Origin of the sequence: Actinacidiphila polyblastidii (assembly GCF_036353415.1) — a bacterium.
In the GTDB taxonomy this organism is placed as follows: domain Bacteria; phylum Actinomycetota; class Actinomycetes; order Streptomycetales; family Streptomycetaceae; genus Actinacidiphila; species Actinacidiphila polyblastidii.
In genome coordinates this window covers 99,169-123,754 of sequence record NZ_JAZEWV010000010.1, presented here as the reverse complement: position 1 = coordinate 123,754, position 24,586 = coordinate 99,169, and the positions used below count along the sequence as shown (strand labels likewise).

Annotated in this window: 16 protein-coding genes; 8 read left to right on the top strand and 8 right to left on the bottom strand. The window is 75.0% G+C overall.

What is annotated here, in order from left to right; all coding sequences use genetic code 11:
• Positions 1-24: 24 nt before the first annotated feature.
• The gene (locus V2S66_RS15035; RefSeq protein WP_330795765.1) at positions 25-819 is read left to right on the top strand and encodes a GNAT family N-acetyltransferase; all 795 of its coding nucleotides are present in this window, start codon (positions 25-27) and stop codon (positions 817-819) included.
• Positions 820-929: 110 nt separating this feature from the next.
• Here V2S66_RS15035 and V2S66_RS15030 read toward each other — a convergent pair whose 3' ends face one another.
• Positions 930-1,919, bottom strand: coding sequence for a class I SAM-dependent methyltransferase (locus V2S66_RS15030; RefSeq protein ID WP_330795537.1), 990 nt, complete (start codon positions 1,917-1,919; stop codon positions 930-932).
• A gap of 163 nt (positions 1,920-2,082) precedes the next feature.
• Here V2S66_RS15030 and V2S66_RS15025 point away from each other — a divergent pair, with 163 nt between their 5' ends.
• The 4 genes from V2S66_RS15025 (at position 2,083) to V2S66_RS15010 (ending at position 8,789) form a co-directional block, all read left to right on the top strand.
• Positions 2,083-2,790 (top strand): spermidine synthase family protein, encoded by a 708-nt coding sequence (locus tag V2S66_RS15025; RefSeq protein ID WP_330795535.1) that lies wholly within the window; start codon positions 2,083-2,085, stop codon positions 2,788-2,790.
• 93 nt (positions 2,791-2,883) lie between these two features.
• Positions 2,884-3,597: a response regulator transcription factor gene (locus V2S66_RS15020; RefSeq protein WP_330795533.1), complete on the top strand. Its 714-nt coding sequence runs from the start codon at positions 2,884-2,886 to the stop codon at positions 3,595-3,597.
• Positions 3,598-3,666: 69 nt separating this feature from the next.
• The gene (locus tag V2S66_RS15015) at positions 3,667-4,740 is read left to right on the top strand and encodes a HAMP domain-containing sensor histidine kinase (RefSeq protein ID WP_330795531.1); all 1,074 of its coding nucleotides are present in this window, start codon (positions 3,667-3,669) and stop codon (positions 4,738-4,740) included.
• Between the two features lie 158 nt (positions 4,741-4,898).
• Positions 4,899-8,789, top strand: a complete 3,891-nt coding sequence (locus V2S66_RS15010) for a multifunctional oxoglutarate decarboxylase/oxoglutarate dehydrogenase thiamine pyrophosphate-binding subunit/dihydrolipoyllysine-residue succinyltransferase subunit (RefSeq protein ID WP_413966398.1) — start codon at positions 4,899-4,901, stop codon at positions 8,787-8,789.
• A 96-nt stretch (positions 8,790-8,885) separates the two neighbouring features.
• Here V2S66_RS15010 and fxsT read toward each other — a convergent pair whose 3' ends face one another.
• From fxsT to V2S66_RS14975, 7 genes are all read right to left on the bottom strand, one after another.
• Positions 8,886-11,918, bottom strand: a complete 3,033-nt coding sequence (gene fxsT / locus V2S66_RS15005) for an FxSxx-COOH system tetratricopeptide repeat protein (protein WP_330795530.1) — start codon at positions 11,916-11,918, stop codon at positions 8,886-8,888.
• A 177-nt stretch (positions 11,919-12,095) separates the two neighbouring features.
• Complete coding sequence (locus V2S66_RS15000; protein ID WP_330795528.1) at positions 12,096-13,640, bottom strand: aKG-HExxH-type peptide beta-hydroxylase; 1,545 nt, start codon at positions 13,638-13,640, stop codon at positions 12,096-12,098.
• Positions 13,637-14,863 (bottom strand): FxsB family cyclophane-forming radical SAM/SPASM peptide maturase, encoded by a 1,227-nt coding sequence (locus V2S66_RS14995; protein ID WP_330795526.1) that lies wholly within the window; start codon positions 14,861-14,863, stop codon positions 13,637-13,639. Before V2S66_RS14995 ends, V2S66_RS15000 begins: the two co-directional genes overlap by 4 nt.
• Before the next feature lie 413 nt (positions 14,864-15,276).
• Positions 15,277-15,486, bottom strand: a complete 210-nt coding sequence (gene fxsA / locus V2S66_RS14990; protein ID WP_330795525.1) for an FxSxx-COOH cyclophane-containing RiPP peptide — start codon at positions 15,484-15,486, stop codon at positions 15,277-15,279.
• Positions 15,487-15,516: 30 nt separating this feature from the next.
• On the bottom strand, positions 15,517-18,882 hold the full coding sequence (locus V2S66_RS14985; protein WP_330795523.1) for an SAV_2336 N-terminal domain-related protein: 3,366 nt from the start codon (positions 18,880-18,882) through the stop codon (positions 15,517-15,519).
• A 7-nt stretch (positions 18,883-18,889) separates the two neighbouring features.
• Positions 18,890-19,831, bottom strand: a complete 942-nt coding sequence (locus V2S66_RS14980) for an AAA family ATPase (protein ID WP_413966403.1) — start codon at positions 19,829-19,831, stop codon at positions 18,890-18,892.
• 117 nt (positions 19,832-19,948) lie between these two features.
• Positions 19,949-22,123 carry a VMAP-C domain-containing protein gene (locus V2S66_RS14975; RefSeq protein WP_330795521.1) on the bottom strand — a complete coding sequence of 725 codons (2,175 nt, stop codon included), beginning with the start codon at positions 22,121-22,123 and terminating at the stop codon, positions 19,949-19,951.
• 248 nt (positions 22,124-22,371) lie between these two features.
• On the opposite strand from V2S66_RS14975, the gene V2S66_RS14970 reads away from it, so the two are divergent.
• The 3 genes from V2S66_RS14970 to V2S66_RS14960 all read left to right on the top strand — a co-directional run bounded on the left by V2S66_RS14970 (position 22,372) and on the right by V2S66_RS14960 (position 24,573).
• The gene (locus V2S66_RS14970) at positions 22,372-22,554 is read left to right on the top strand and encodes a DUF6104 family protein (RefSeq protein ID WP_330795519.1); all 183 of its coding nucleotides are present in this window, start codon (positions 22,372-22,374) and stop codon (positions 22,552-22,554) included.
• A gap of 104 nt (positions 22,555-22,658) precedes the next feature.
• Positions 22,659-23,552: a DUF4097 family beta strand repeat-containing protein gene (locus tag V2S66_RS14965; protein WP_330795517.1), complete on the top strand. Its 894-nt coding sequence runs from the start codon at positions 22,659-22,661 to the stop codon at positions 23,550-23,552.
• Between the two features lies 1 nt (position 23,553).
• Positions 23,554-24,573 (top strand): PadR family transcriptional regulator, encoded by a 1,020-nt coding sequence (locus V2S66_RS14960; RefSeq protein ID WP_330795515.1) that lies wholly within the window; start codon positions 23,554-23,556, stop codon positions 24,571-24,573.
• Positions 24,574-24,586: the final 13 nt, after the last annotated feature.

The following is a 24,586-nucleotide window of genomic DNA, read 5'->3' as shown; positions in this document are numbered from 1 at the left end:
GCCGGCGCTAGCTTGGGGCCGGTGATCGGGAACGAAGCGACATTGCTCGGCGCGTACGACGCGCAGCTGCGGGGAGCGCCGGCTGTCCTGCCGGCCGGGGTGACGGCGGAACGGGACGGGCCGCTCACCCGGCTCGTCGGGCAGTTCCGCGGCTTCGTGAGCGCGCCTGCGGACCTCGGCGTCCCCGAGGGGCCGGAGCTCGACGCTCTCATCGTGCGCCAGCGCGACTACTTCGCCGCCCGCGGCGAGGGCGTGGAGTGGAAGATCCGCGGCCACGACCGGCCCGCCGGCCTGCCCGGCGCCCTGCGCGCCGCCGGCTTCGTGCCCGAGGACCGGGAGACCGTCATGATCGGGCGCACCGAGCGGATGACCGGCGACGCGCCGGAACCGGCCGGGGTCACCCTGCGCCGCACCGAGCGGCCCGAGGACTTCCGGGCGATCGGCGCGCTGCTCACCGAGGTGTGGGACCTGGACCTGACCTTCCTCGGCGCCGATCTGCTCAGCCGGGTCGCCGCGGCGCCCGAGGAGATCGCGGTGTTCCTCGCGGAGGCGGACGGGCGGCCGGTCTCCGCGGCGTGGCTCGTGTTCCGTCCCGGGACGGAGTTCGCCGGGCTGTGGGGCGGGTCCACGCTCGCGGCGTACCGCGGCCGCGGCATCTACCGGGCGCTGGTCGGCGTCCGCGCGCGGCTCGCCGCCGCACGCGGGGTGCGGTACCTCCAGGTCGACGCGTCCGACGCGAGCGCGCCGGTGCTCGCCCGGATGGGCTTCCAGGCGGTCACGACCACCACCCCCTACGTGTGGTCGCCTCCCACCCCCTGACAGCCGCCGTCCCCCCGCGCACTCCCCCCACACCCCGGGCCGCGCCCGGACCGCCCCGCGCCCTGCCAGGGGCGCGGGGAACGGCGCGAGCGACCACCCACCGGCCGGCGTCAGCCGGCAGCGCGGAGGTAGGCGGAGGTGGCGACCGTGCCGAGGAGGCTGAAGCGGGTGTCGGCGCGCGCGAGGTGGGCGTCCGCGGCGGCCTGGACGCCGGTCCAGGCGGGGTCGCCGTAGTCGTCGAGGACGACGATGCCGCCGGGCGCGGTGATCTCCTCGGCCCAGGCGAGATCCGCCGCCACGCCCTCCGCGGAGTGATCGCCGTCGACGATCACGACGCCGTACGCGCGGTCCGCGACGGCCGCGCGGACGGCCGGGTCGCCGGACAGCCCCTGCTGGACCCGCGCCTGCTCCCCCGCGACCCCGCCCAGCGCGAGGTTCGCGCGGACCACGTCGAGCCGCACGGGCGTCCCGGTCGGCTCGGAGCCCGGCTTCGTGCCGGGCTGCAACTGGCTGCCCGCCAGCGGGTCGACGATGGTCAGCCGCGGTTCGAGGCCCGCGCGGTGCAGCATCCGCATCAGCACCGCGGAGAACATGCCGTGCAGCGTGCCGATCTCCAGCACCTCGGCGGTGGGCGGGTCCAGCAGCGGCACGGTGGCGAGCTTGCCGCACACGTTCGACGAGGCGCCGGCCAGCCGGCCGACGCCGAGCGCCTCGACGGCCACGACGTTGCGGAAGGCGGCCACCACGTTGCGGCGGGCGTACGGGGACTGCCCGGTGACCTCGCCGATCTGCGCGACCAGCCGGTCGAACTGCTCCTTGGTGAACGTGCGGTTCCCCGCCCTGCCGCTGCGCTCGAAGAGCAGCTCGAACGGCAGTTGCCGGCCGCGCAGCTCGGCGACCTCCTTGCGCAGCGACCCCAGCTCCCTGCGCAGCGCCTCGACGTCCTTGCGCAGCGACTCGCGCGCCTCCCGCTCGCCGCGCGCGGCCTTGTCGATGTCCTTGCGCAGTCTGCCGACCGGCCGCTGCACCCGCTGGTCGACCAGGGACGTCGCGGGCCGCAGCAGCTTGCGCGCCACGGGGTTCCTGAGAAGGGATGACATGCGCGGAACCTACGCCCGGTCCGGGCCGCCCGGACCATCTGCGGGAACAGAGCGGGTGAAGTCCTGGCGTCCCGGCCGTGAACCGCGGGCGGACCCCGGGCCGGCGTGTCACCGCGGGTGACCCCGGTCCGTGGGCCGCCGCCCGCTCCGCCACAATGGGCGGATGCCGCCCGTGCCCTCGCCGCCGCCAGGCCCCGCGCCCTCGCCCGTCGTACTGGACCGGCGGGACGGCCCGTACGGCGAGGTGGTGCTGCGGCGGCACGGCGACCAGTACGAGATCATCGCCAACGGCGTCTTCCTGATGGACACCTCCGACGGCCGCTCCGAGCGGCTGCTCGTCGACGAGGCGCTGGCCGCGCTGGACGCGTACGCTCCCGGCCGCGCCGGACTGCGGGTGCTGATCGGCGGCCTGGGCGTCGGCTTCTCGCTGGCGCGCGCCGCCGAGGAGCCGCGCTGGGGCGAGATCGCGGTGGTCGAACGGGAGGACGCGGTCGTCGGGTGGCACCGCGAGGGGCCGCTGGCGGCCTACTCCCGGCACGCGCTGGACGACCCCCGGGTGCGGGTGGTGCGGGAGGATCTGGTCTCCTGGGTGCGTGCGAGCGGGCCCCGGTACGACGCGTTGTGCCTGGACATCGACAACGGGCCCGACTGGACAGTGACCGAGAACAACGGCAGTCTCTACAGCCCCAGCGGCCTCGCCGCCTGCCGGGAGCGGCTCGAACCGGGCGGTGTGCTCGCCGTGTGGTCCGCGCAGCCCTCGGCCGAGTTCGAGACGGCGCTGAGGGACGCGGGGTTCACCGGGGTGCGCACGACGCGCGTCCCGGTCGCGCGCGGTGTGCCGGACGTGGTCCACATCGGGCTCAGGCCCTGATGCACGTTGGCGTCACGGCGTGAAGGCGTCATAGTCAGGGCGGCGGCCCGGCCCGTACGCTGCCGGTAATTGTGACGACCTTGTGGGGCGGAAGTGGACAGCACGCAGACGGCCGGTGCGCAGCGCCGGGTGCTGGTGGTCGAGGACGACCAGACGATAGTGCAGGCGATCGCGGCCCGCCTGCAGGCCGAGGGGTTCCAGGTCAGGACGGCGGGTGACGGCCCCTCCGCGGTGGACGCCGCCCACTCCTGGCAGCCCGACCTGCTGGTCCTCGACGTGATGCTGCCCGGGTACGACGGGCTCGAGGTGTGCCGCCGGGTGCAGGCGGACCGGCCGGTGTCGGTGCTGATGCTCACCGCGCGCGACGACGAGACCGACATGCTGGTGGGACTCGGCGTCGGCGCCGACGACTACATGACCAAGCCGTTCTCGATGCGCGAGCTGGCCGCCCGGGTGCACGTGCTGCTGCGCCGGGTGGAGCGGGCCGCTGCGGCCGCGCACAGCCCGCGCGGCGCCAGCATCCAGCTCGGCGACCTGGAGATCGACCACACCCAGCGCCGGGTCCGGGTCGGCGGCTCCGACGTGCACCTGACCCCGACCGAGTTCGAGCTGCTGGTGTGCCTGGCCCAGCAGCCGCGCGCGGTGCTCTCCCGCGAGCAGCTGCTGGCCGAGGTGTGGGACTGGGCCGACGCCTCGGGCACCCGCACCGTCGACAGCCATGTGAAGGCGCTGCGCCGCAAGATCGGCGCCGAGCGCATCCGCACCGTGCACGGCGTCGGCTACGCGCTGGAGACGCCGGCGCTGTGACCCGCGGCGTGCGCCGCTCACGCAGCGGGGGGCAGACACCCCGCAGGTGCGGCTGCGAGGATGCCCGCCATGACGAAATGGTGGCGCCGGGTGTGGGACGCGCTGCGCCCCTGGGACCCGTTCCGGTCGATCAAGGCCGCGATGCAGGGGCTGGTGCTGCTCTCCGTCGGAATCACCACCCTGCTGGTCATCGTGGCCATCCACTCGGCCACCGAGATCCGGGTGATCACCATCTTCTCGATCATCGCCTGCCTGCTGGTCACGCAGATCATGGCGACCGGGCTGACCGCCCCGATCCGTGAGATGACGGCGGTCGCGCGGGCGATGGCGGCGGGCGACTACAGCCGCCGGGTGGGCCGGATGCGCCGGGACGAGGTCGGCGAGCTGGCCGAGACCTTCAACCGGATGGCCGCCGACCTCGCCGCCTCCGACCGGCACAGGAAAGAGCTGGTGGCGAATGTCTCACACGAGCTGAAGACGCCGATCGCGGCGCTGCGCGCGGTGCTGGAGAACGTCGTCGACGGAGTGTCCGCGGCCGACCCGGAGACCATGCGGCTGGCCCTCCAGCAGACCGAGCGGCTGGGCAAGCTCGTCAGCCAGCTGCTCGACCTGTCCCGGCTGGACAGCGGCGCGGTGCGGCTGGACGCCAAGCGGTTCGAGGTGTGGCCGTACCTGTCGGCGGTGCTGAAGACCGCGAGCCTGGGCATGGAGAGCTCCAAGGCGACCGGGTCGCGCTCCCGCTCGCGCGCCGACGTGCACCTGCACCTGGACGTCTCCCCGCCGGAGCTGACCGCCTACGCCGACGGCGAGCGGCTGCACCAGGTGGTCGCCAACCTCGTGGACAACGCCGTCAAGCACAGCCCGCCGGGCGGCCGGGTCACCGTACGGGCCCGCGGCGGCGCCTTCCCCGGCAGCCTGGACCTGGACGTGCGGGACGAGGGCCCCGGCATAGCCGAGGCGGACCGGGTACGGGTCTTCGAGCGCTTCCACCGCGGCTCCCACCCGGGCCGCGACGGCGGTACGGGCCTGGGGCTGGCCATCGCGCGGTGGGCGGTGGACCTGCACGGCGGCCGGATCGAGGTGGCCGAGTCGCCGCGCGGCTGCCGCATCCACGTCACTCTTCCGGGGAGGGCGCAACCCTGAAGAGGGACCCCATTCCCGCCAAACAGCGCCCTGAAACCGCTTTCGCGGTGTGACGTGCGCGACGAGGGGGCCCCGGGCCTGCGGGAAGGGGTCGGGTAGGCGTAGCCTGTATTCCCGCTGTCCACCATCTTGTGAAGCGGAAGAGGGCGGTTACCGCCGTGTCGCCACAGTCCCCCAATAGCTCCAGTGTCTCGACGGACCACGACGCCCAGGGCGCTGGCCCTGCAGCGGGTTTCGGCCCGAACGAGTGGCTCGTCGACGAGATCTACCAGCAGTACCTCCAGGACCCGAACTCGGTCGACCGAGCCTGGTGGGACTTCTTCGCCGACTACAAGCCGGACGGCTCCGCCGCCCCGGCCGCCCCCGCCGGCCAGGGCGGAGCCTCCGGCGCCGCCAAGCGCGCGACGCAGGGCGCGAGCGAGACGCCCGCCGCGCAGCCGCTGGCCGCGGCTCCCGCCGCGCCCACGCCCGCGCCGCAGCCGGCCGCCCCCGCCCCGGCGGCCCAGGCGCCTGCCGCCCCGGCACCGGCTGCCGACGCCGCCCCGGCGGCGCCGACCCCGCCGCCCGCCGCCCAGGCCCCGGCCGCGCCGGCCGCCCCCGCCGCTGCCGCGCCCGCCGCGGTGAACGGCGCCGCAGCCCCCGCGAAGGCCGCCCCGGCGGCCCAGGCCCAGGCCGCGCCGGCCGCCACCGAGTACGTGACGCTGCGCGGCCCGGCCGCCGCGGTGGCCAAGAACATGAACGCCTCGCTGGAGCTGCCCACCGCCACCTCGGTGCGGGCGATCCCGGTGAAGCTGCTGTTCGACAACCGCATCGTCATCAACAACCACCTCAAGCGCGCCCGCGGCGGCAAGGTCTCCTTCACGCACCTCATCGGCTACGCCATGGTGCAGGCGCTGAAGGCCATGCCGACGATGAACCACTCCTTCGCGCTGAAGGACGGCAAGCCGACGCTGGTCAAGCCCGACCACGTCAACCTCGGCCTGGCCATCGACCTGGTGAAGCCCAACGGCGACCGCCAGCTGGTCGTCGCGGCCATCAAGAAGGCCGAGACGCTGAACTTCTTCGAGTTCTGGCAGGCCTACGAGGACATCGTGCGCCGCGCCCGCAACGGCAAGCTGACGATGGACGACTTCAGCGGCGTCACCGCGTCGCTGACCAACCCCGGCGGCCTGGGCACCGTGCACTCGGTGCCGCGGCTGATGCCCGGCCAGTCGATGATCCTCGGCGTCGGCTCGATGGACTACCCGGCCGAGTTCCAGGGCACCTCGCAGGACACCCTGAACAAGCTGGGCATCTCCAAGGTCATGACGCTGACCAGCACCTACGACCACCGGGTGATCCAGGGCGCCGCCTCCGGCGAGTTCCTGCGGATCATGAACCAGCTGCTGCTCGGCGAGAACGACTTCTTCGACGACATCTTCGCCGCGCTGCGCATCCCGTACGAGCCGGTCCGCTGGCGCACCGACATCGACACCGCGCACGACGACGACGTCACCAAGGCCGCGCGGGTCTTCGAGCTGATCCACTCCTACCGGGTCCGCGGCCACGTGATGGCCGACACCGACCCGCTGGAGTACCGCCAGCGCAAGCACCCCGACCTGGACGTGCTCGAACACGGGCTGACCCTGTGGGACCTGGAGCGCGAGTTCGCCGTCGGCGGCTTCGCCGGCAAGTCCCTGATGAAGCTGCGCGACATCCTCGGCGTGCTGCGCGACTCGTACTGCCGGACCGTCGGCGTGGAGTTCATGCACATCCAGGACCCCAAGCAGCGCAAGTGGATCCAGGACCGCATCGAGCGCCCGCACGCCAAGCCCGAGCGCGAGGAGCAGCTGCGCATCCTGCGCCGGCTGAACGCCGCCGAGGCGTTCGAGACCTTCCTGCAGACGAAGTACGTCGGCCAGAAGCGGTTCTCGCTGGAGGGCGGCGAGTCCGTCATCCCGCTGCTGGACGCGGTGCTGGACGCGGCCGCCGAGTCCCGGCTGGACGAGGTCATCGTCGGCATGGCCCACCGCGGCCGGCTGAACGTGCTGGCGAACATCGTCGGCAAGTCCTACGCGCAGATCTTCCGCGAGTTCGAGGGCAACCTCGACCCGAAGTCGATGCACGGCTCCGGCGACGTGAAGTACCACCTGGGCGCCGAGGGCACCTTCACCGGCCTGGACGGCGAGCAGATCAGCGTCTCGCTGGCCGCGAACCCCTCGCACCTGGAGACCGTCGACCCGGTCATCGAGGGCATCGCCCGCGCCAAGCAGGACGTGATCAACAAGGCCGGCACCGACTTCACGGTGCTGCCCGTCGCACTGCACGGCGACGCGGCCTTCGCCGGCCAGGGCGTGGTGGCCGAGACGCTCAACATGTCGCAGCTGCGCGGCTACCGCACCGGCGGCACCGTGCACGTGGTGATCAACAACCAGGTCGGCTTCACCGCCGCCCCGGAGTCGGCGCGCTCCTCGATGTACAGCACCGACGTGGCCCGGATGATCGAGGCGCCGATCTTCCACGTCAACGGCGACGACCCGGAGGCCGTGGTCCGCGTGGCGCGGCTCGCCTTCGAGTTCCGGCAGGCGTTCAACAAGGACGTCGTGATCGACCTGATCTGCTACCGCCGCCGCGGCCACAACGAGTCGGACAACCCGGCCTTCACCCAGCCGCTGATGTACGACCTGATCGACAAGAAGCGGTCGGTGCGCAAGCTCTACACCGAGTCGCTGATCGGCCGTGGCGACATCACCCTGGAGGAGGCCGAGCAGGCCCTGCAGGACTACCAGGGCCAGCTGGAGAAGGTGTTCACCGAGGTCCGCGAGGCGGTCGCGGCGCCGGCCGAGGAGCCGAGCCAGGACAACCAGCCGCAGTTCCCGGTCGCCGTGCCGACCGCGGTGAGCAGCGAGGTCGTCAAGCGGATCGCCGCCTCGCAGGTCAACATCCCCGAGCACGTCACGGTGCACCCGCGGCTGCTGCCGCAGCTGCAGCGCCGCGCGGCGATGGTCGAGGACGGCACCATCGACTGGGGCATGGGCGAGACCCTCGCCATCGGTTCGCTGCTGCTGGAGGGCACCCCGGTCCGGCTCGCCGGACAGGACTCCCGACGCGGCACCTTCGGCCAGCGGCACGCGGTGCTCATCGACCGGGTCACCGGCGAGGACTACACCCCGCTGCTCTACCTGTCCGAGGACCAGGCCCGCTACAACGTCTACGACTCGCTGCTCAGCGAGTACGCGGCGATGGGCTTCGAGTACGGCTACTCGCTGGCCCGGCCGGAGTCGCTGGTGATGTGGGAGGCCCAGTTCGGCGACTTCGCCAACGGCGCCTCCTCGATCATCGACGAGTACATCTCGGCTGCCGAGCAGAAGTGGGGCCAGACCTCCGGCGTCACGCTGCTGCTGCCGCACGGCTACGAGGGCCAGGGCCCGGACCACTCCTCGGCCCGGATCGAGCGCTACCTCCAGCTGTGCGCGCAGAACAACATGACGGTGGCGTTCCCGACCACCCCGGCGAACTACTTCCACCTGCTGCGCTGGCAGGTGCACAACCCGCACCACAAGCCGCTGATCGTCTTCACCCCGAAGTCGATGCTCCGGCTGAAGGCCGCGGCCTCCAAGGCCGAGGACTTCACCACCGGACAGTTCCAGCCGGTCATCGGCGACACGGCGGTGCAGCCGGACGCGGTCCGCAAGGTCGTCTTCTGCACCGGCAAGGTCTACTACGACCTGATCGCCGAGCGGGACAAGCGCGGCGCGCAGGACGTGGCGATCCTGCGCATCGAGCGGCTGTACCCGCTGCCGGGCGCCGAGATCCAGGCGGCGCTGGCCCCGTACACCAAGGCGCAGAAGTTCGTCTGGGCCCAGGAGGAGCCGGCCAACCAGGGCGCGTGGCCGTTCATCGCGCTCAACCTGATCGACCACCTCGACCTGGTGCTCGGCGCCGCCCCGGACAACGCGGACCGGCTCCGCCGGGTGTCCCGCCCGGCCTCGTCCTCCCCCGCGGTGGGCTCCGCCAAGCGCCACCAGGCGCAGCAGGAGCAGCTGGTCAGCGAGGTCTTCGAGGTCTGACCGCCCGCCGCGCCCCGCGGCACGTGACAGCGACCGGCAGCCCGGGGCCCGTACCGCGAGGTACGGGCCCCGGGCTGCCGTGTGGTGGGAGGGGTCTCAGGTCGTGAACGGCTCGAAGTCCCAGTACGGGCGGTTCCGGGAGCGGGCCGAGACGGTGTGCGGGTGCTGCGGACCGAGGGTCGCGGCCAGCGCCGCGAGGGCCTCCTCCTCGATCTTGTCGGCCTCCTGCCGCTTGCGCAGGTTCCGCAGGTCGGTGGCGAGGGCGATCCGGCAGGACAGGGTGAGCGGGTGGTGCCGGCCCAGCTCGGCGGCGGCCGCGTCAGCGGTGGCCCGGCTCAGCTCGGCGGCGTTCTCCGGGTCGCCGGCGAAGTTCCGGGCGGCCGCCGCGTTCAGCGCGCAGGCCAGCGACCAGGGGTGGTCGGGGCCGAGCGCGGTCGTCATCGCGATGAGCGCGGCCTCCACCTGGAGCTGCGACTGCTGGCGTTCGCCCGCGGCCCGCAGCAGCAGCCCGTGGTTGGCGAGCGCGCCCGCCGTGTACGGGTGGGCCTCCCCGAACTGGCCGCGGTAGTGGTGCAGGGCGAACTCACCGAGGTCGCGCGCCCGGTCGAGGTCGCCGTGCTCGCGCTCGAAGGTGGACAGCGTGACCGCGACACGGACGGTCAGCGGGTCGGTGTCGCCGAGCAGCCGCTGGCAGCGCTCCAGCAGCCGGCCCATCACCAGTGCGGCCCGCGGCCGGTCGCCGCCGCGGTGGTAGCACAGGCCGAGATTGTGCTCGGAGCGCAGCGTCTGGGGGTTGTCGGCGCCCATCACGGTGCGGTGGATCTCGCTGTTGCGCTCCTGGACCGAGGTCGCCTCGTCGTAGCGGCCGACCAGGCGCAGGTCGAGCGCGAAGTGGTTCTCCGAGCTGAGCGTCCAGTTGTTCCGGTCCCGGAACGCCTCGCGCCGCGACTCCATCGTCTGCTGGTCCAGCGCCAGCGCGTCGTTGTAGCGGCCCAGCAGGCGCAGTGCGATCGCCCGGTTGTTCTGGGAGTTCAGGGTGCGGAAGTCGTTCTCCCCCACCAGCCGGGCGTAGGCGTCGCGAGTGGACGTCGCCAGCTCCAGCGCCTCCTCGTAGCGGCCGAGGGCGCGCAGGTCGGCGGAGAGGCTGCCGGCCACCCGGATGGAGAGCAGGTCGTCGGGGCCGCGTTCGGCGCGGAGCCGCTCGTAGACGCTGCGGTCCAGCTCCTCGGTGGCGGTGTAGTCGCCGGTGGCCCGCATCAGGTTGGCCTGGTGGTGGGCGAGGTCGGAGTGGCGGGGGTCGCCGGGTTCCAGCACCTCGGCCCAGCGGCTCGCGGTGGCCGCGGCGATCCGCAGGCCGGTGCGGTACTCGCCGGACAGGTAGAGGTAGTTGAGGCAGTTGAGCACCATCAGCTGGATCTCGGGGTTGGTGCTCTCCAGCGCGCCGGACGCCTCCAGGTGCGGGACGATCTCGGCGTAGCGCGGCCACAGCCGGGTGTCGGTGGGGCGGCCGGGGTCGGCGGCGGCCAGCAGCTTGCGGACCACCCGGGAGTACGTGCTGTGCTCCTCGGCGGGCATGTCCGCGCGGACCGCCTGGTAGACCAGCCGGTGCATCTGGACGACCTCGGTGGAGCCGGGTGTCTCCTCGGAGATGATCTCCTGCGGGTCGGACTGGATGACCGACCACTGGGTGAGCTTGCTGATCGCCGCGTTCCACAGCAGCGGGTCGTCGAGCAGCAGGGTCAGCTGTTCCGGCACGTCGCGGATCGGCAGGTCGCGCAGCAGCCGCACCGGGATCGGGCCGGGCGCGAAGAACACGCACAGCCGCAGCAGGTCGACGGCCTCCGGCTTGTCCTCGCGCAGCCGGTTCAGCAGTATCGAGAAGGCGGTGTAGTAGGTCATCTGGAAGTCGGCGGCGACCTTCAGGCCCGGCTCGACGTCCGCGCCGCGCTGGAGCAGCTCGATGTAGTCGTCGATCGGCATGGTCGAGTCGTTGAGCGCTCCGGCGTTCTGGTCCAGGGCCAGCGCGAGGTCGCCGAGGGCGTCGGCGAGCTTGTCCGCGTCGTCGTCGTCGAGCCGGGGGGCGCGGCGGCGGATGAAGGCCACCGACTCCTCGCGGTCGTAGACCCGCACCTCGATCAGGGAGCTGTTGTGCTCGCCCCAGTCGCGGTTCTGGGAGGTGATCAGCACGTGGCCGGGTCCGGTGGGCACCAGGTCGTGGACGTCCTCGGGCTGGTCGGCGCCGTCGAGCACGACCAGCCAGCGGAAGTACGGCTCGCCGCGGCGCAGCGCGTCGCGCACCGCGCGCAGCCGCTCGCCGTACTCGCGGCCGGTGACCAGGCCGAGGGCGGGGGCGAGTCCGGCCAGCTTCTCGCGCAGCGTGCCGCGCTCGCTGGCGCGCACCCACCACACCGCGTCGTACTCCGGGCCGAACCGGTAGACGTACTCGGTGGCGATGTGGGTCTTGCCGACGCCGGACAGGCCGTGCAGGGTGGCCACGCCCGCGCCGGGCTCGGCCTGCAGGAGCTGCTGGTGCAGTTCGCCGAGGAGCTGTTCGCGGCCGGTGAAGCGGGTGTTGCGGCGCGGTACGCCGCCCCACACGGCGGGCTGCTCCAGCGGGAAGCGGGGGCCGCCGGTGCCGCCGAGGGTGTCGGACCCGGCGCCGGTACGGCCGGCGGCGGTGCCCGCGGCGCCGGGCGCGGTGCCGAGCCGGGACAGCAGGCGGCGCTCGGCTTCGGCGGCGCCCAGGCCCCACAGGTCGGCGGCGCCCATGGAGGCGACCGCGGAGGGCAGTGCGGCGGGCGTCACGGACACCGCGGCGAACCGCTCGGCGTTGGCCGGCACGACGGTCCGCAGCGCCGCGTTCCACTCCTCGTGGCTGCGGTTGCCCAGCCGGAAGTACCACTCGCTGAGCACCACCAGGACGCGGCCCTCGGAGAGCAGCAGGTCGCTGTAGCCCTGCTCGATGGTGTCACCGGGGTTGAGGTCCCAGCGCTGCAGGGACACCTGGTGGCCCTGGCGTTCCAGCCGGTGCCCGATCCATGCCGCCCAGGCGCGGTTGTACCCCGCGAAGCTGATGGTCACGGGCCCCCGCCCGGATGCCGCCGCCGCGGTGTTCCGCCCTCCGGCCATTCGACCGACTCCCTCGCCTGACAACGCCTATCGGTACTGACGCACCCTCACAGGTGACTGCGCCCGAAACTACACTGGTTGATCCCCCGCTGACGCACGGTCACACGTTTCGCCGGGTGGTTTCCGCCTGCTCACAGCAGTCCGCGGCCGGTTCCCCGCGGCGCCCGGCGCGGACCCTCACCGTCCGTTTCCCTTGTGCCACAGGGCCCGGGCCGTCTCCACGTAGGCGGTCGCGCGGGCCAGGTGACCGGCCGGCGGACGCTGCTCGGCCAGCCGGGCGTGGTGCGCGGCCATCGCGTCGACCAGCACCCGGCCGTGCGCGGTGAGCCGGCTGGAGCCGCGCATCTGCGGCAGCGCGGCCGCGACCTGCTGGCGGCAGCGGCAGTGGTCGGCCCACGCGCTGTCGCGGACCGCCGGGTCCGCGGTGGCCAGCGCCACCGCGAGGTGGAAGTCGGCCAGCGCCAGATGGGCGTACGCGCCCTGGAACAGCCCGTCGAACGGCCGCGGGTCGCGCCGCCAGGGCGCCCAGTACGCGGCCTGGTCGCCCGCGGTGTGCAGCGGCGTCAGCCCGGACAGGGCCAGCAGCTTGGCGTGCTGGAGTTCGTGGACGAGGGTCGCGGCGAGCTCCAGGCCGTTGCGCGGCGTGGTGGTCAGCAGCGCGCCGAAGGCGTCGCGCTTGGTGGCGCTGCACTGCGCGGTCGGCGAGCCGCCGAGCGGCACGAACGCGTCGAGCAGCAGGTCGGCCTCGCGGGCCCGGCTGCCGTCGCCGAGCCGCAGCCACGGCTGGGCGTCCTGCCAGGCGGTGCGCCACAGGGCGTGGGCGCCCGCGTCGAGGCCGTCGAGGGCGGCCAGCGCGTACGGGCCCGCGTGCGCCTCGTCGTCGCGGTACGGGTCGGCGTCGTCGAGCAGCACCGGGGTGCTTCCGGCGGCGCGCAGCGCCCGCACCGGCCGCCAGCCCGCGGCGGCGGACCGCCACACGCCGTCCGGCCCGCGGCGGATCTCCACGGTGCGCGAGGCGGGCGGGCGCAGCACCCGCAGGGCGGCCTCGGCGCGGGCGTAGCGGGCGTCCCGGTCGCCGCGGACGGTGCCGGCCGCGGCGGCGCCTGCGGGGGCGCCGGCGGTGGCGTCCGCCAGCGGGGTGCGGCCGTACGCGGTGAAGCGCGCGTCGAGGTGCAGCAGCAGCCGGCCGCCGTCGCCGGTCACCCGTATCCGGTGGCCGGCCGGGCCGGCCGGCCCCTGGGAGCCCGCGGGGGGCACGTACCGGCCGAGGGTCGGCAGCGTCACGACGCCGCCGGTGCGCACCGGCACCGCGGCCTCGAAGCGCGTTCCGGCGCGGGCGGCCGCGGCCGCGGCGATGGCGCCGAGGTAGGGCAGGTCGGCGGCGGCCTGCCCGGCCTGCCCCGGCCGGACGAGCGCCCGCAGGCAGTGCTCGGCCCAGGCGCCGACGAGCGAGTACTGCACCACCCGGCGGGCGGCGTCCCGGTCCGCGCGCTCGGCGTCCTCCAGCAGCCGCCAGTCCGCCAGCACCCGCTCGGCGGCGCCCTCCGGCAGCGAGCCGGGCGGCGCGCCGCGCACCGCGTCGAGCAGCGCCCGCAGCGTCAGCAGCCGCCGGTCGCGCTGGTGCGCGACGAGCAGGGCGAGCGCGGCGGGGGCGGCGCCGGTACGGCCGAGCGACGGCAGCAGGCGGTCCAGCGGGTCGGAGGCGGTGGCAGTCGGATTCACCGGTGGTTCTCCCGGGGAACGTCGGCGCGGCCCGCGGTGGCGGTGGCCGTCGCGGTGGCGGCTGCCGCGGCCAGGCGGGCGCCGATGTGGCGGATGAGGTGGGCGAGGTCGGCGCAGTACACCGACGGATGGCCGAAACCGGCCGGTGCGCGGTAGCGGTGCGCGTAGTGGCCGCCGCCGCACACCCCGACCAGCGGGCAGGCCCGGCAGGTCGCGGCGAGCGCGGCCAGGCCGCCCTGCCGGGCGGCGATCCCGGGGTGCGCGAGGACGTCGTCGAAGCTGTCGTGGAACACGTCGAGGCCGGTCGCGGCGGCGCCCTCGTAGGCGGACTTCAGCGAGTCGACCTGCTCGATGGAGCCGTCGGTCTCCACCACCACCGCGGTGAACGGCTGCAGTCCCAGCCGCTCGGTCGCGGCCGGCACGCCCAGCAGCAGCGCCACGCACTCCTCGAACAGCCGGATCCGGGTGTCCCGGCGGGCCGCGTCCCACCAGCGGTCGAAGACCGCGGTCAGCCAGCGGCCGTACGGCGCCGGGTCGTCGGCCGGCGCGGGCAGTCCGGGCGGCGGCGCCGACCAGTTGCCGTGCGGCAGCAGCAGGTCGATCGCGGGCGGCCGCAGCGCCAGCAGCGAGTCGTACACCTCGACGGGGTCGTGCCGCGGGTCCACCACGCACAGCACGCCCGCGTACAGCTCCGGCGCGGTGTCGGCGAGCACCCGGAGCCCGGCGGACGCGGCCGGCCACGAGGGGCGGCCCGCGTGGTCCACCCGCTCCCGGTTGTGCGCCGCCGCCCCGCCGTCCAGGCTCACCCCGACCCTGACGCCCGCCTCGCGCAGCGTCGCCACCGCCTCGCGGTCGAGCAGCGTGGCGTTGGTCTGGACGCTCGCGTGCAGGGTGCAGCCGTCCGGCAGTTCGGCGCGCACCGCCGCCACCTGCGCGGCCAGCCGTTGCGCCCCGGCGAGCAGCGGCTCGCCGCCGTGCAGCACCACCGCGACCTCCGGCAGCCGGTGCGCGGCGGCGTGCTCCGCGATGCGCCGCGCGGTGCGCCGCACGACCGCGCCGGCCGGCGTCCGCGGCCGCTCCCGCCAGGTGTGGTCAGGGCCGGCGTACAGGTAGCAGTACGTGCAGGCGAGGTTGCAGCGGCTGTGCGTCTTGAGGACGAACTGCCGGATCGGACTGGGGCGTACGGCAGCGCCGCCACCCGTGTGTGCGCGCGCCAGCTGCACCCCGTCCCCCTCCGCGTCGTGCGGGCCGGCCCGCAGGCGGGCCGCCCGTCGGCTCCCGCGGTTGTTCCCGCCCGGTCACCGCGGGCAAACCCGGCGGCGCCGGATTGGCCGGTTATGGCGTGCTTACCCGACGTTCTGGAAGAAAGCGGGGCCTGCGGCCAGGCCCTTCGCCCGCCCCCGGAGACCACGCGGAGGTCCCGAGGAACGAGGGACCGAGCATGGTCGACGGTCGACACCGGTCACCAGGGCCCGGAGGCGAGGCGACGGCACAGGGCGGCGAGCCGAAGGGCCCGCCGGTGTCGAGAAGGAGACCACGCGGAGGTCCCGAGGAACGAGGGACCGAGCATGGTCGACGGTCGACACCGGTCACCAGGGCCCGGAGGCGAGCCGACGGCACCGGGGCCCGCCCGCGTTCACATGGAGTTGTCGAAGCCCCAGAGCGCTTCGCTGCCCGGGGCGGCGACGCGGGCGCGGAGGTCGGCGATGAGGGCCGCGAGCACCGGGTGGCTGACGGTGCGCAGGGTTTCCAGGTCCATCGCCTGGAGGTCCGGGTCCGGCGGGTCCGCGGCCGGGTCGGCGGCCGGGTCCTCGTGCTCGGACGCGCCGTGGGGGTGCTGTTCCATCACATGCCTCCGCTCTCGTGGTCCTGGTGGTCAGCCGCGTTCGGACAGGGCGGCCAGGCGTTCCGCGGAGCCCTCGGCGTCCTCGGCGTCCGGGCCGTCGGGCGGGAGCTTCCGCCACTCGGCCAGGGCCGCCCGGTACGCGCCCGCGGCCGCCCGGGGGCGGCGCGCGGACTCGTAGACGACGCCCCGCCAATGATGCGCCAGGGCCGACAGCCGCACCATGGGCACCGATTCCGCCATCTCGCGGGCCGCCGCGTCGGCGAACTCCGCGGCCCTGCGGTAGGCGTCGGCGGCCTGGTCGAGCCATTCCGGCCGGCGGGCGTGGGCGTGGCCGTAGCGGTGGGACTCGCCCAGCTCGTACCAGATCCTGGCGAGCCGGGCCGGGTCCTCGGTGGGCGGCACCGCGAGGCCGAGGACGTGCTCGGCCTCGCGCAGGTCGACGAGGTCCAGCTCGGCGCGGTAGCGCAGGACGAGGGCGCGGCCGAGCATCAGCAGCCGTTCGGGCAGCAGCGGGTCGCTCTCGGGGGTCTCCATGCGGCACTCGCGCAGGACCCGGACGGCGGCGTTGACGAAGGTCTCGCCGCCGGGGAGCGCGGCGCGCTCCAGCAGCGACTGGCCCCATTCGGCGACCATGTCGGGGTACTCGCTGCGGTCGCGCTGGGTGAGCCGGCACGCTTCGGCGAACCGGCCGGCCGCCGCCTCGAGTTCGCCGGGGCGGCCGCCCTCGGTGTGGCGGGCCACCCGGATGCGGCCGGCCCGCAGGAGTATCGCGGCGCGCAGCAGCCGGTCCCTGACCTCGCCGAGGGCCCGGTCCACCAGCTCCTGCGCCTCGGCGAGCCGCCCGCCGGCCCGCAGCAGCGAGTCCACCAGGGACAGCGTCGCGGCGATCCGCTGCTCCGGCGGGGCGGACTCGCCCTGGAGCGCGTGCAGGCCCTGGCCGAAGGAGGACGCGGCCTGCTGCGCGTACACGTGCTCCTGCTCGCGGCCGCGGGCCGCCTCGGCGAGCCGCAGCAGCGCCCGGCCGTGGGCCAGCGGCAGCCCGGAGGGGCGCGGGTGGGCGGCCGGCCAGGAGTCGGCGAACGCCTCCAGCATGCCGACGGTCTCCTGGAGCAGCCCGGCGTCGCCGCTGAGCTGCCATTCGTCCTCGAGCACCCGGACCCGCTCCAGGGTGGCGTCGAGCACGGCGGAGGGTTCGAGGCCGGGGGCGGCGCACACCGCGGTGAACTCCCGGTCGGCGCGCCGCAGCAGCTCCAGCGCGGCGCGCGTGTCACCGGCCTGCGCCCGGTCCTCGGCGGCGGCCTGGTAGACCCGGGCGCGGACCGCGCGGGCGGACACCGAGCCGGGGTGCGCGGCGGCGGTCTCGGCGGCCTCCTGCGCCTCGCGGAGCAGTTCGGCGCTGCCGCGCAGCCGCCACAGGGTGATGAGCTGCTGGGCGAGTTCGGTCCACAGTTCGGCGTCGAGGCCGTGCACCCGCTCCTGGGCGGCCGCTCTGCGGAGCATCTGCACGGCGTCCAGCAGGTTCTGGACCATGCCCTCGTCGGCGAAGCGGGCGGCGAGGTCGCGGGCCTGCCGGACCACGTGGGACGGCTGCGCGGCGACGCCGACGGTCCTGCTGCCGTCCGGCGGCAGCGGCATGAAGCGCTCCAGGACCCGCGCGGCGACTTCGGCGAAGGGCTGCGGCGACTCGGTGACGACGCCGCCCGGCGCGTCGTCGCGGGCGCCCTCGCGCAGTCCTGAGGCGCGGGCCGCCTCCTGGACCGCGGTGCGCACCGCCGCGTCGGAGATGCGGTCGCCCGGGCCCTCGGTGAGCTGGGTGATCGCCAGCGCGGGGAAGTTGGGCCCGCTCTTGCCGAACCGCTGCTCCACGTACTCCGAGCAGTGCTTGAGCACCAGCAGCGCCTCGTCGCGGCCGAGCGAGCCGAGCAGCACGTCGCGCACGCCGTCGGCGAAGCGGTACCAGCGGTGGTCGTCCTTGTGGCCGTCCTGGGCGCGCACCACCAGCCCGCTGAGCAGCACTTCGGCGAGTTCCGCGGGCCCGGAGTCGGGCAGCATGGTGCGCTGGACGAGTTGCATGACCGGCAGGAAGAGCGGCGCGGCGGCGAGGTGGACGGCGAGCTGGGCGGCGGCGGGCGAGGCGGCGGAGCGGAACCGGCCGACCAGGGCGGGCACCGGCACGGTGGTGTGCCGCGGCGCGGTCGGCGTCGCGGGCTGGTCGGCGCGCACCCAGCCGACGGCGGCGGGCGCCTGGCCGGCGCCGGAGCCGGCCAGCAGCCGCGCCCAGGCGCCGAGCGCCTGCGCGGTGGGCGGCATCACGGGCACCGGCAGCGCGTCGGGTTCCGCGGCGTAGCCCGCGGCGCCTTCGGCGAAGCGCAGCGGCGCGGCGTGCACCAGTCCCTCGGGGCGGCGCAGCACCCCGTAGGAGACGGGCAGCCGGGTGCGGTTCCACAGCCGGGCGGGCAGCGGCTGGAGCACCGCGACGGGGCCGTGCCGGGCCAGCCGGTACAGCAGCCGGTGGGCGCGGCCGCTGCGCCACAGCGGGCCGACGCAGTCGCTGACCAGTACGGTGACGCGGCCGCCGGAGGGGTCGTTGAGCTGCTCGGCTGAGCGCAGCCCGGCCCGGTCGGGGTCGAACCGGCCGCTGACCGCCAGCTCGCCGGTGGGCGTGTCGTGCAGGTAGTGCACCTGCACCTCGCGGAAGGCGCCGAGGCGTTCGAAGACACCGGCGAGTTCGCGCAGCATCCGCTCCCACACGAACATCGACGAGGAGGCGTCCATCAGCAGCTGCATCGACGCGTCGGCCCGGCTGTCGGGGCGGAAGACGGGGAGCAGCAACCCGCCGGCGCGCGCGGTCCTTTCGGCGGTCGCGGCCTCGTCGAGGTCCGCCCTGCGGGGCCGTCCCGGGCTCCGGAAGCGCTGCAGTGGCCGCAGTGCGGACTGCAGTTCGAGCAGGCCGGGCAGCGCGGCCGCCTCCGGCACGGCGACCCCGAGGGCGACCGCGCCGGTCAGCGAGCGGCCGCCGCCGGCGCCCGCGGCGCCCGGGTAGAGGCTGACGGTGCGCTCCGGCGGCGGCGGCGTGGCGGGCGGCACCAGGCGGGCGCCGGCGCCGTCCGTGTCGCCCTTGCCCGGCCGCAGGTAGCCGGGGCCGGGCGGCGCCGGGTCGGTGCCGCCCGCGGCGCCGCCGGTCTGTGCGGCGGCGCCGGCGGGGGCGGTCGGCCGCGACCAGCGGGCCAGCCACAGGGCGTCGGCGAGTTCGTCCGGGGCGGGGTCGAGACCGGCGCGGCTCAGCGCGCCGACGACCTCGGCGAGTCCGTCGGCGCTCCGCGCCGGCCCGCCGGGGCTCTCGGGCCCCCGGGTGGTCGGCTGTGGGTCGGGGGACGCTCCGGACTGCTCGGCCATGGCCGCCTCACCTGGGCCGGTCGAGCCGCTGGATGAGCATGTCGGCCAGCCGGGAGCGGGTGGGCGGGGCGGCGTGGTGGGTGAGGTAGAGGGCGTTCAACAGCTGGTCGGTGGCGAGCAGTTCGCTGCGGGAGCGCTCGAGGAACCGCTGGACGAGGTCGTCGCCGATGGTGGCGGCCTCCTCGCCGAGGTGGGCGCGCACCACGGTGGACAGCCGCTCGTGGTCGGGGCGGCCCAGCTCCAGGTGGATGCAGCGGCGCAGCAGCGGCGCGGGGAAGTCGCGTTCGCCGTTGCTGGTGAGGACGACGAACGGGAAGGCGCGGCAGCGGATGCGGCCCTCGCGCAGCGCGACCCGGCTGCCGTCGTCGGTCATCACGTCGACCTGGGGCTCGCGTTCGGCGAGCCGTTCCAGTTCGGGGATGCCGAACTCGCCCTCCTCCATCACGTTCAGCAGGTCGTTCGGCAGGTCGATGTCGCTCTTGTCCAGCTCGTCGATGAGCAGCACCCGGGGCCGGGCGGTGGGCAGCAGCGCGGTGCCGAGCGGCCCGAGCCTGATGTAGCTGCCGATGCCGCCGGGCGGCGCGGTGCCGGAGTTGGCGGCGATCTGGGTGTCCTGCAGCCGGGCGATCGCGTCGTACCGGTACAGGCCGTCCTGCAGGGCGCTGCGGCTGACGATCGGCCAGTGCAGCACCCGGCCGAGGCCGAGTTCGTACGCGACGGCGTGCGCCAGGGTGCTCTTGCCGGTGCCGGGGCTGCCGGTGACGAGCAGCGGACGACGCAGGTACAGCGCCGCGTTGACCATCTCCAGCTCCTCGGGGCTGGGACGGTGCAGTTCTGCCATGTGCCGGTAGGCGCCGAGCCTGCGCGCCGAGGAGCTGTCGGGGCCGGGGCCCTGCTCGACCAGCGGCGCGCCGTCGAAGTCCCGCCACGGCGGCGGTTCCGGCAGCATGTCGATGCCGGTGTGCGGTTCTCCGGTGCCTCGGTAGATGAGCCATTCGCCGGCCCGCTCGGCGTCGGTCACGTCACTCACCTCGATGCCCCTCTCGGTTGTGATCCGTCCGGCCTGTCATGGAGTCTCCAGCAGCTCGTCTGTTCCGGGTAGGGGCCTGGTCGGGTCGTCGTACAGCAGGGTCAGGCCGCTGGACCAGAACGTCTCCGGCATGCCCGCGGCCACCTTGGCGCGCAGCGCGACCAGTTCGCGCGGGAGCCCGGAGGCGGTACGGGCGGCGCGCACCGCCCGGGCGGTGCCGCGGTGGAAGTCCGCGCAGAGCGCGTCGCGGTCCAGCGGGTCGCGGCGCCACAGGGCGATCGCGTAGCCGCTGCGGACCAGCGCGTGCAGCACCTCGGGGGCGTCGTCGCCGCTGCGGCACAGCACCGGCAGCGTCTGCGGCGGGCGCAGCCGCAGGTCGGCGTCGTCGGGCAGCGGGCCGGCCGTCGACTCGTCGCAGTCCAGCACCACGGCGGCGGGCGCCGAGCGGTGCAGGGCGCGCCAGCGGGTGTGCCGCTCCTCGGCGAGCGCCGGGTCCTCGTCGACCGGCGGGTCGGTGCGGCGCACCACGATCGGTCGCTCGGCGCCCAGCGCGGCGCCGCCGGGCACCAGCCGCCAGGCGTCGGCGGCGAAGCCCACCAGGGCTCCGGGCAGGGCGAGTTGCAGGGTCGCGGTGTAACCGGGCTCGTCGCAGCGGCGGAACGCCTCGGCCAGCGGCTCGGCCAGCCGCACCGGCAGCTCGGCGAAGGCGGTGCCGCGGAAGTCCTCGGCCACGCAGTCCACTTCGCCGCCGGGCGGCACCACGCAGACCCGCCAGTCGTAGCGGCCGGGCTCCCAGCCGCGCGGGATGATCTCCAGCAGCGCCTCGGTCCTGGCCGCGGTGGCGGCGAGGTGCGGCGGCAGCACCGGCGGGACCAGTTCGCGGGCGCGCAGCCGGGACCGCCGCTCGGTGAGCAGGGTGGTGCGGAAGAGCCGGGTCAGCCGGACGTCGGCGGCGGCGGTCTCCTGGGCCCACTGGGCGAGCCGGCGCTCCACCGCCTCGTCCACGGCGGCGACCCGGGGGGCGGTGGCGGCCTGCACCGCGTACCGCAGGACCGACTCCAGCTCGGCGGTGCCGCGCCGCAGGTCGTAGAGCAGGCCGAGGCCGTCGCGCCAGGTGCGGGGGGCGACCGGCAGGCCGTGCACCGGGGCGCCGCGCACCTCGGTGACGATGTCCTGGACGCCGCGCGCGCCGACCGGCGGCGGCAGTTGGGCGAGCAGTCCGAGCAGCCGGGTGCGCTGGCCGGGGGTGAGCGCGCGGCCGGCCGCGGCGCCGATCTCGCTGTGCGCGTCGGTCCAGGTGGTGTCGCGGCCGTGCACCGAGTCGTGCTGGTCGGCGTGGTAGAGGTCGTGGGCGGTCATCACCCGCTCGTACAGGTCGTCCTCCGGGCCGTTGCCCGACGGCAGCCGGCGCAGCTGCTGGATGCCGACGGCGAGGCCGCCGTCGTGCCCCTTGCGGCGGGCCTTGACCACGCCGATGACCTCGCCGCGCACCAGGTCGACGACGGGGCCGCCGGACAGGCCGTGCGGCATCTCGTCCTCGTTGCCCAGCCGCAGTAAGCCGCCGCTGCCGGCGACCAGTTGCCCGCTGATCGTGCAGCGGCCGGTGTACGAGACGTTCTCGCCGTCCAGCGGCACCCAGCCGAAGAAGGCGACCTGGTTGGTGGTGTAGCCCTTGGCGGTGCGCTCGGTCAGCCAGACGCAGGGGTGGTCCACCGCGTCGATCAGCCGGATCAGCGCGAGGTCGGGCGCGGGCCAGGAGCCGCCGGGCACCGGGGCGGCGGGCTCCGACCACTCCACGACGCCGCTGAGCGTCTTCTCGCCGTACCCGATGCTGACGCGGTGGCCGGTCCCCCCCGCGCCGGTCCCCTCCGCGCCCGGCGCCGCGAGGTGGGCGCCGGGGCGGGTCGGGGTGTGGGGCGGGGCGGGCGGGTGCGCGGCCGCGGCGAGCCGCGCCGGGGACGGGACGCGCACCGGCGGGGCGGACGGGGCGGGCTGCTCCGAGCCGCCGGAGCCGCGCGCGGCCGAGGCCGGGCGGGCGCCTTCGAGGGCGACGTGCGCGCAGGTCAGGACCCAGTTGGGGGCGATGAAGAAGCCGCTGCCGAGCAGCCGGCCGCCGTCCTGCGCGGAGTGGATCCGCACGGTGGCGGCGCTGACCAGGGGGACCAGCACCTCGCTTGCGTCGGCGCGATCGTCGGGCCCGTCGCCGGGCATCACCGCGCGCCCCCGTGGACCGTGGTCGAGTCCGCGAGCGCTCCCGCAGCAGCCGTCCGCACGCCTTCAGTCCCCCCCTGGCCAGGTCCACCCGAAGGCTAGCCTCCCGCGCGCCGGCCGCGCGAGGCCCTTCGGGAGAACGTCGCAGGCACTGCCTATCCTTGCCGTGTACGTCCCGTCTCGTCCCGGCGTTTCATCGCTGTTCCTGCCCGTCCGCCACCCGCCCCACCCCTGTTCCGGAGCAGATCTTGTACTTCACCGACCGCGGCATCGAGGAACTGGCCGACCGGCGCGGCGAGGAGGAGGTCACCATCGAGTGGCTCTCCGACCGGCTGCGCGAGTTCGTCGACCTCAATCCGGAGTTCGAGATTCCGGTCGAGCGGCTCGCCACCTGGCTGGCCCGCCTGGACGACGACGAGGACGAGGAGTAGCCGCGCCCCCCGGCCCCCCTTGACTTCCGCCCCACGCGATATATCGTGTCTTTCGAAGACGCGATATGTTGCGTTGCGGCAGCGTACCCGAGGAGGGGCACCCCATGAGCGGCAGGTCGGAACGGACCGTGACGGAACCGGAGAAGTTCGTCTTCGACGAGCAGGTGGACACGCTCTCCGTCCGGATCGTCAACGGAGCGGTCAACGTCGTCGGGATCGAGGACGGCCCGGCCCGGGTGGAGGTCAGCGAGATCGCCGGGCCGCCGCTGAAGGTGCAGCTGAGCGGGTCCTCGCTCACCGTCACCTACGAGGACCTGCCGTGGAAGGGCCTGCTGAAGTGGCTGGACCGCAAGGGCTGGCAGCGGCACGCGGTGATCTCGCTGGCGGTCCCGGCACACACCGCGGTCGAGGTCGGCGTGGTGGGCGCCAGCGCGGTGGTGTCGGGCGTGTCCGGCGCCACCACCGTCAAGGGCGTGAACGGCGACACCACCCTGGTGGGCCTGACCGGCCCGGTGCGGGCCAGCACGGTGGCGGGCAGCGTCGAGGCCCAGTCCGTCTCGGGCGACCTGGTCTTCAGCACCGTCTCCGGTGACCTGACCGTCGTCGAGGGCAGCGGCTCGCACGTCAAGGCCGACTCGGTGAGCGGCAGCATGGTCCTGGACCTGGACCCGTCCGCGGGCGCCGACGTCCGGCTGACCACCGTCTCCGGCGAGATCGCGATCCGCATCCCCGAGCCGGGCGACGCCGAGGTGGACGCCAACACCACCAGCGGCAGCGTCTCCTGCGCCTTCGACGAGCTGCACGTCACCGGCCAGTGGGGCGCCAAGCGGATCACCGGCCGGATCGGCTCCGGCAGCGCCCGGCTGCGGGCCACCACCGTCTCCGGCGCCTTGGCGGTGCTGCGCCGGCCACCCCTGGACGACGCGCCGGCGGCGGAGCCGAGCACCGCGTCGGGGACCGCGTCAGGGGACACCGCCTCACTCCGGAAGGACGTCTGACATGCCTCCCGTCTTCGCGCACGGCCGGCTCCGGCTCTACCTGCTCAAGCTGCTCGACGAGTCGCCGCGGCACGGCTACGAGGTGATCCGGCTGCTGGAGGAGCGCTTCCAGGGCCTGTACGCGCCCTCCGCCGGCACCGTCTACCCGCGCCTGGCCAAGCTGGAGAAGGAGGGCCTGGTCACGCACTCCACCGAGGGCGGCCGCAAGGTGTACGCACTGACCGATCAGGGCCGGGCCGAACTGGCCGCGCGAGCCGACGAGATCGCCGGCCTGGAGAGCGAGATCCGCGAGTCCGTCTCCTCGCTGGCCGCGGAGATCCGCGAGGACGTCCGCGGCGCCGCCGGCGACCTGCGGGCGCAGGTGCGCGCCGCCGCCCAGCAGGCCAGGACCGACCCGGGTGGCGGGCACGAGGACGGTCGGCACCAGTGGAAGGAGCAGGCCCGCCGCGCCAAGGAGGAGAGCCGCAGGGCCAAGGAGGAGGCGAGCGACGCACGCCGCCAGGCCAGGGCGGCGCGCGAGGCGATGGACAGCGCGCGGGACGAGGTGCAGCGGATCGCCCGGCAGGTGCAGGACCAGGTGCAGACGCACGCCAGGGGCGGCGACTGGCAGGCCGGCCTGCGCGAGGGGCTGGCCGAACTCACCCGGGAGCTGGGGCAGTTCGGCGTCAACACGAGCGGCGGCCGGATGGACGCGCCCACCACCTCCTGGGGCGGCCCGGCAGGCGCGCCGCCGTACCCGGTCAAGGACGAGCCGCCGGCGGGCGCGGGTCCGGCCGGCGACGCGGCCGAGGACGGGACCGGGGACGCCGACGCCGCGGACGACGACGCCGACGCGCCGTCGACCGGTGATCCGTTCCGCGACCTGGAGCGCCTGCTCGACCGCTTCCGCGACGAGGTGCGGGACGCCGCGCGCGACGCGGGCGTGGACCTGCGGCAGGTGCGCGAGGCGCGCCGGCACCTGAAGGAGGCGGCGGCCCGCATCACCGCGGCGCTGCACGGCCGCGGGACGCCGCAGCCGTAGCGCGCCGGGGCCG

Bases quoted from the DNA above. Each gene is read 5' to 3' on its own strand.
- V2S66_RS15030 (WP_330795537.1), bottom strand. From the start codon at position 1,919: ATGTCATCCCTTCTCAGGAACCCCGTGGCGCGCAAGCTGCTGCGGCCC.
- V2S66_RS15025 (WP_330795535.1), top strand. From the start codon at position 2,083: ATGCCGCCCGTGCCCTCGCCGCCGCCAGGCCCCGCGCCCTCGCCCGTC.
- V2S66_RS15015 (WP_330795531.1), top strand. From the start codon at position 3,667: ATGACGAAATGGTGGCGCCGGGTGTGGGACGCGCTGCGCCCCTGGGAC.
- fxsT (WP_330795530.1), bottom strand. From the start codon at position 11,918: ATGGCCGGAGGGCGGAACACCGCGGCGGCGGCATCCGGGCGGGGGCCC.
- fxsA (WP_330795525.1), bottom strand. From the start codon at position 15,486: ATGGAACAGCACCCCCACGGCGCGTCCGAGCACGAGGACCCGGCCGCC.
- V2S66_RS14985 (WP_330795523.1), bottom strand. From the start codon at position 18,882: ATGGCCGAGCAGTCCGGAGCGTCCCCCGACCCACAGCCGACCACCCGG.
- V2S66_RS14980 (WP_413966403.1), bottom strand. From the start codon at position 19,831: ATGCTGCCGGAACCGCCGCCGTGGCGGGACTTCGACGGCGCGCCGCTG.
- V2S66_RS14975 (WP_330795521.1), bottom strand. From the start codon at position 22,123: ATGCCCGGCGACGGGCCCGACGATCGCGCCGACGCAAGCGAGGTGCTG.
- V2S66_RS14965 (WP_330795517.1), top strand. From the start codon at position 22,659: ATGAGCGGCAGGTCGGAACGGACCGTGACGGAACCGGAGAAGTTCGTC.
- V2S66_RS14960 (WP_330795515.1), top strand. From the start codon at position 23,554: ATGCCTCCCGTCTTCGCGCACGGCCGGCTCCGGCTCTACCTGCTCAAG.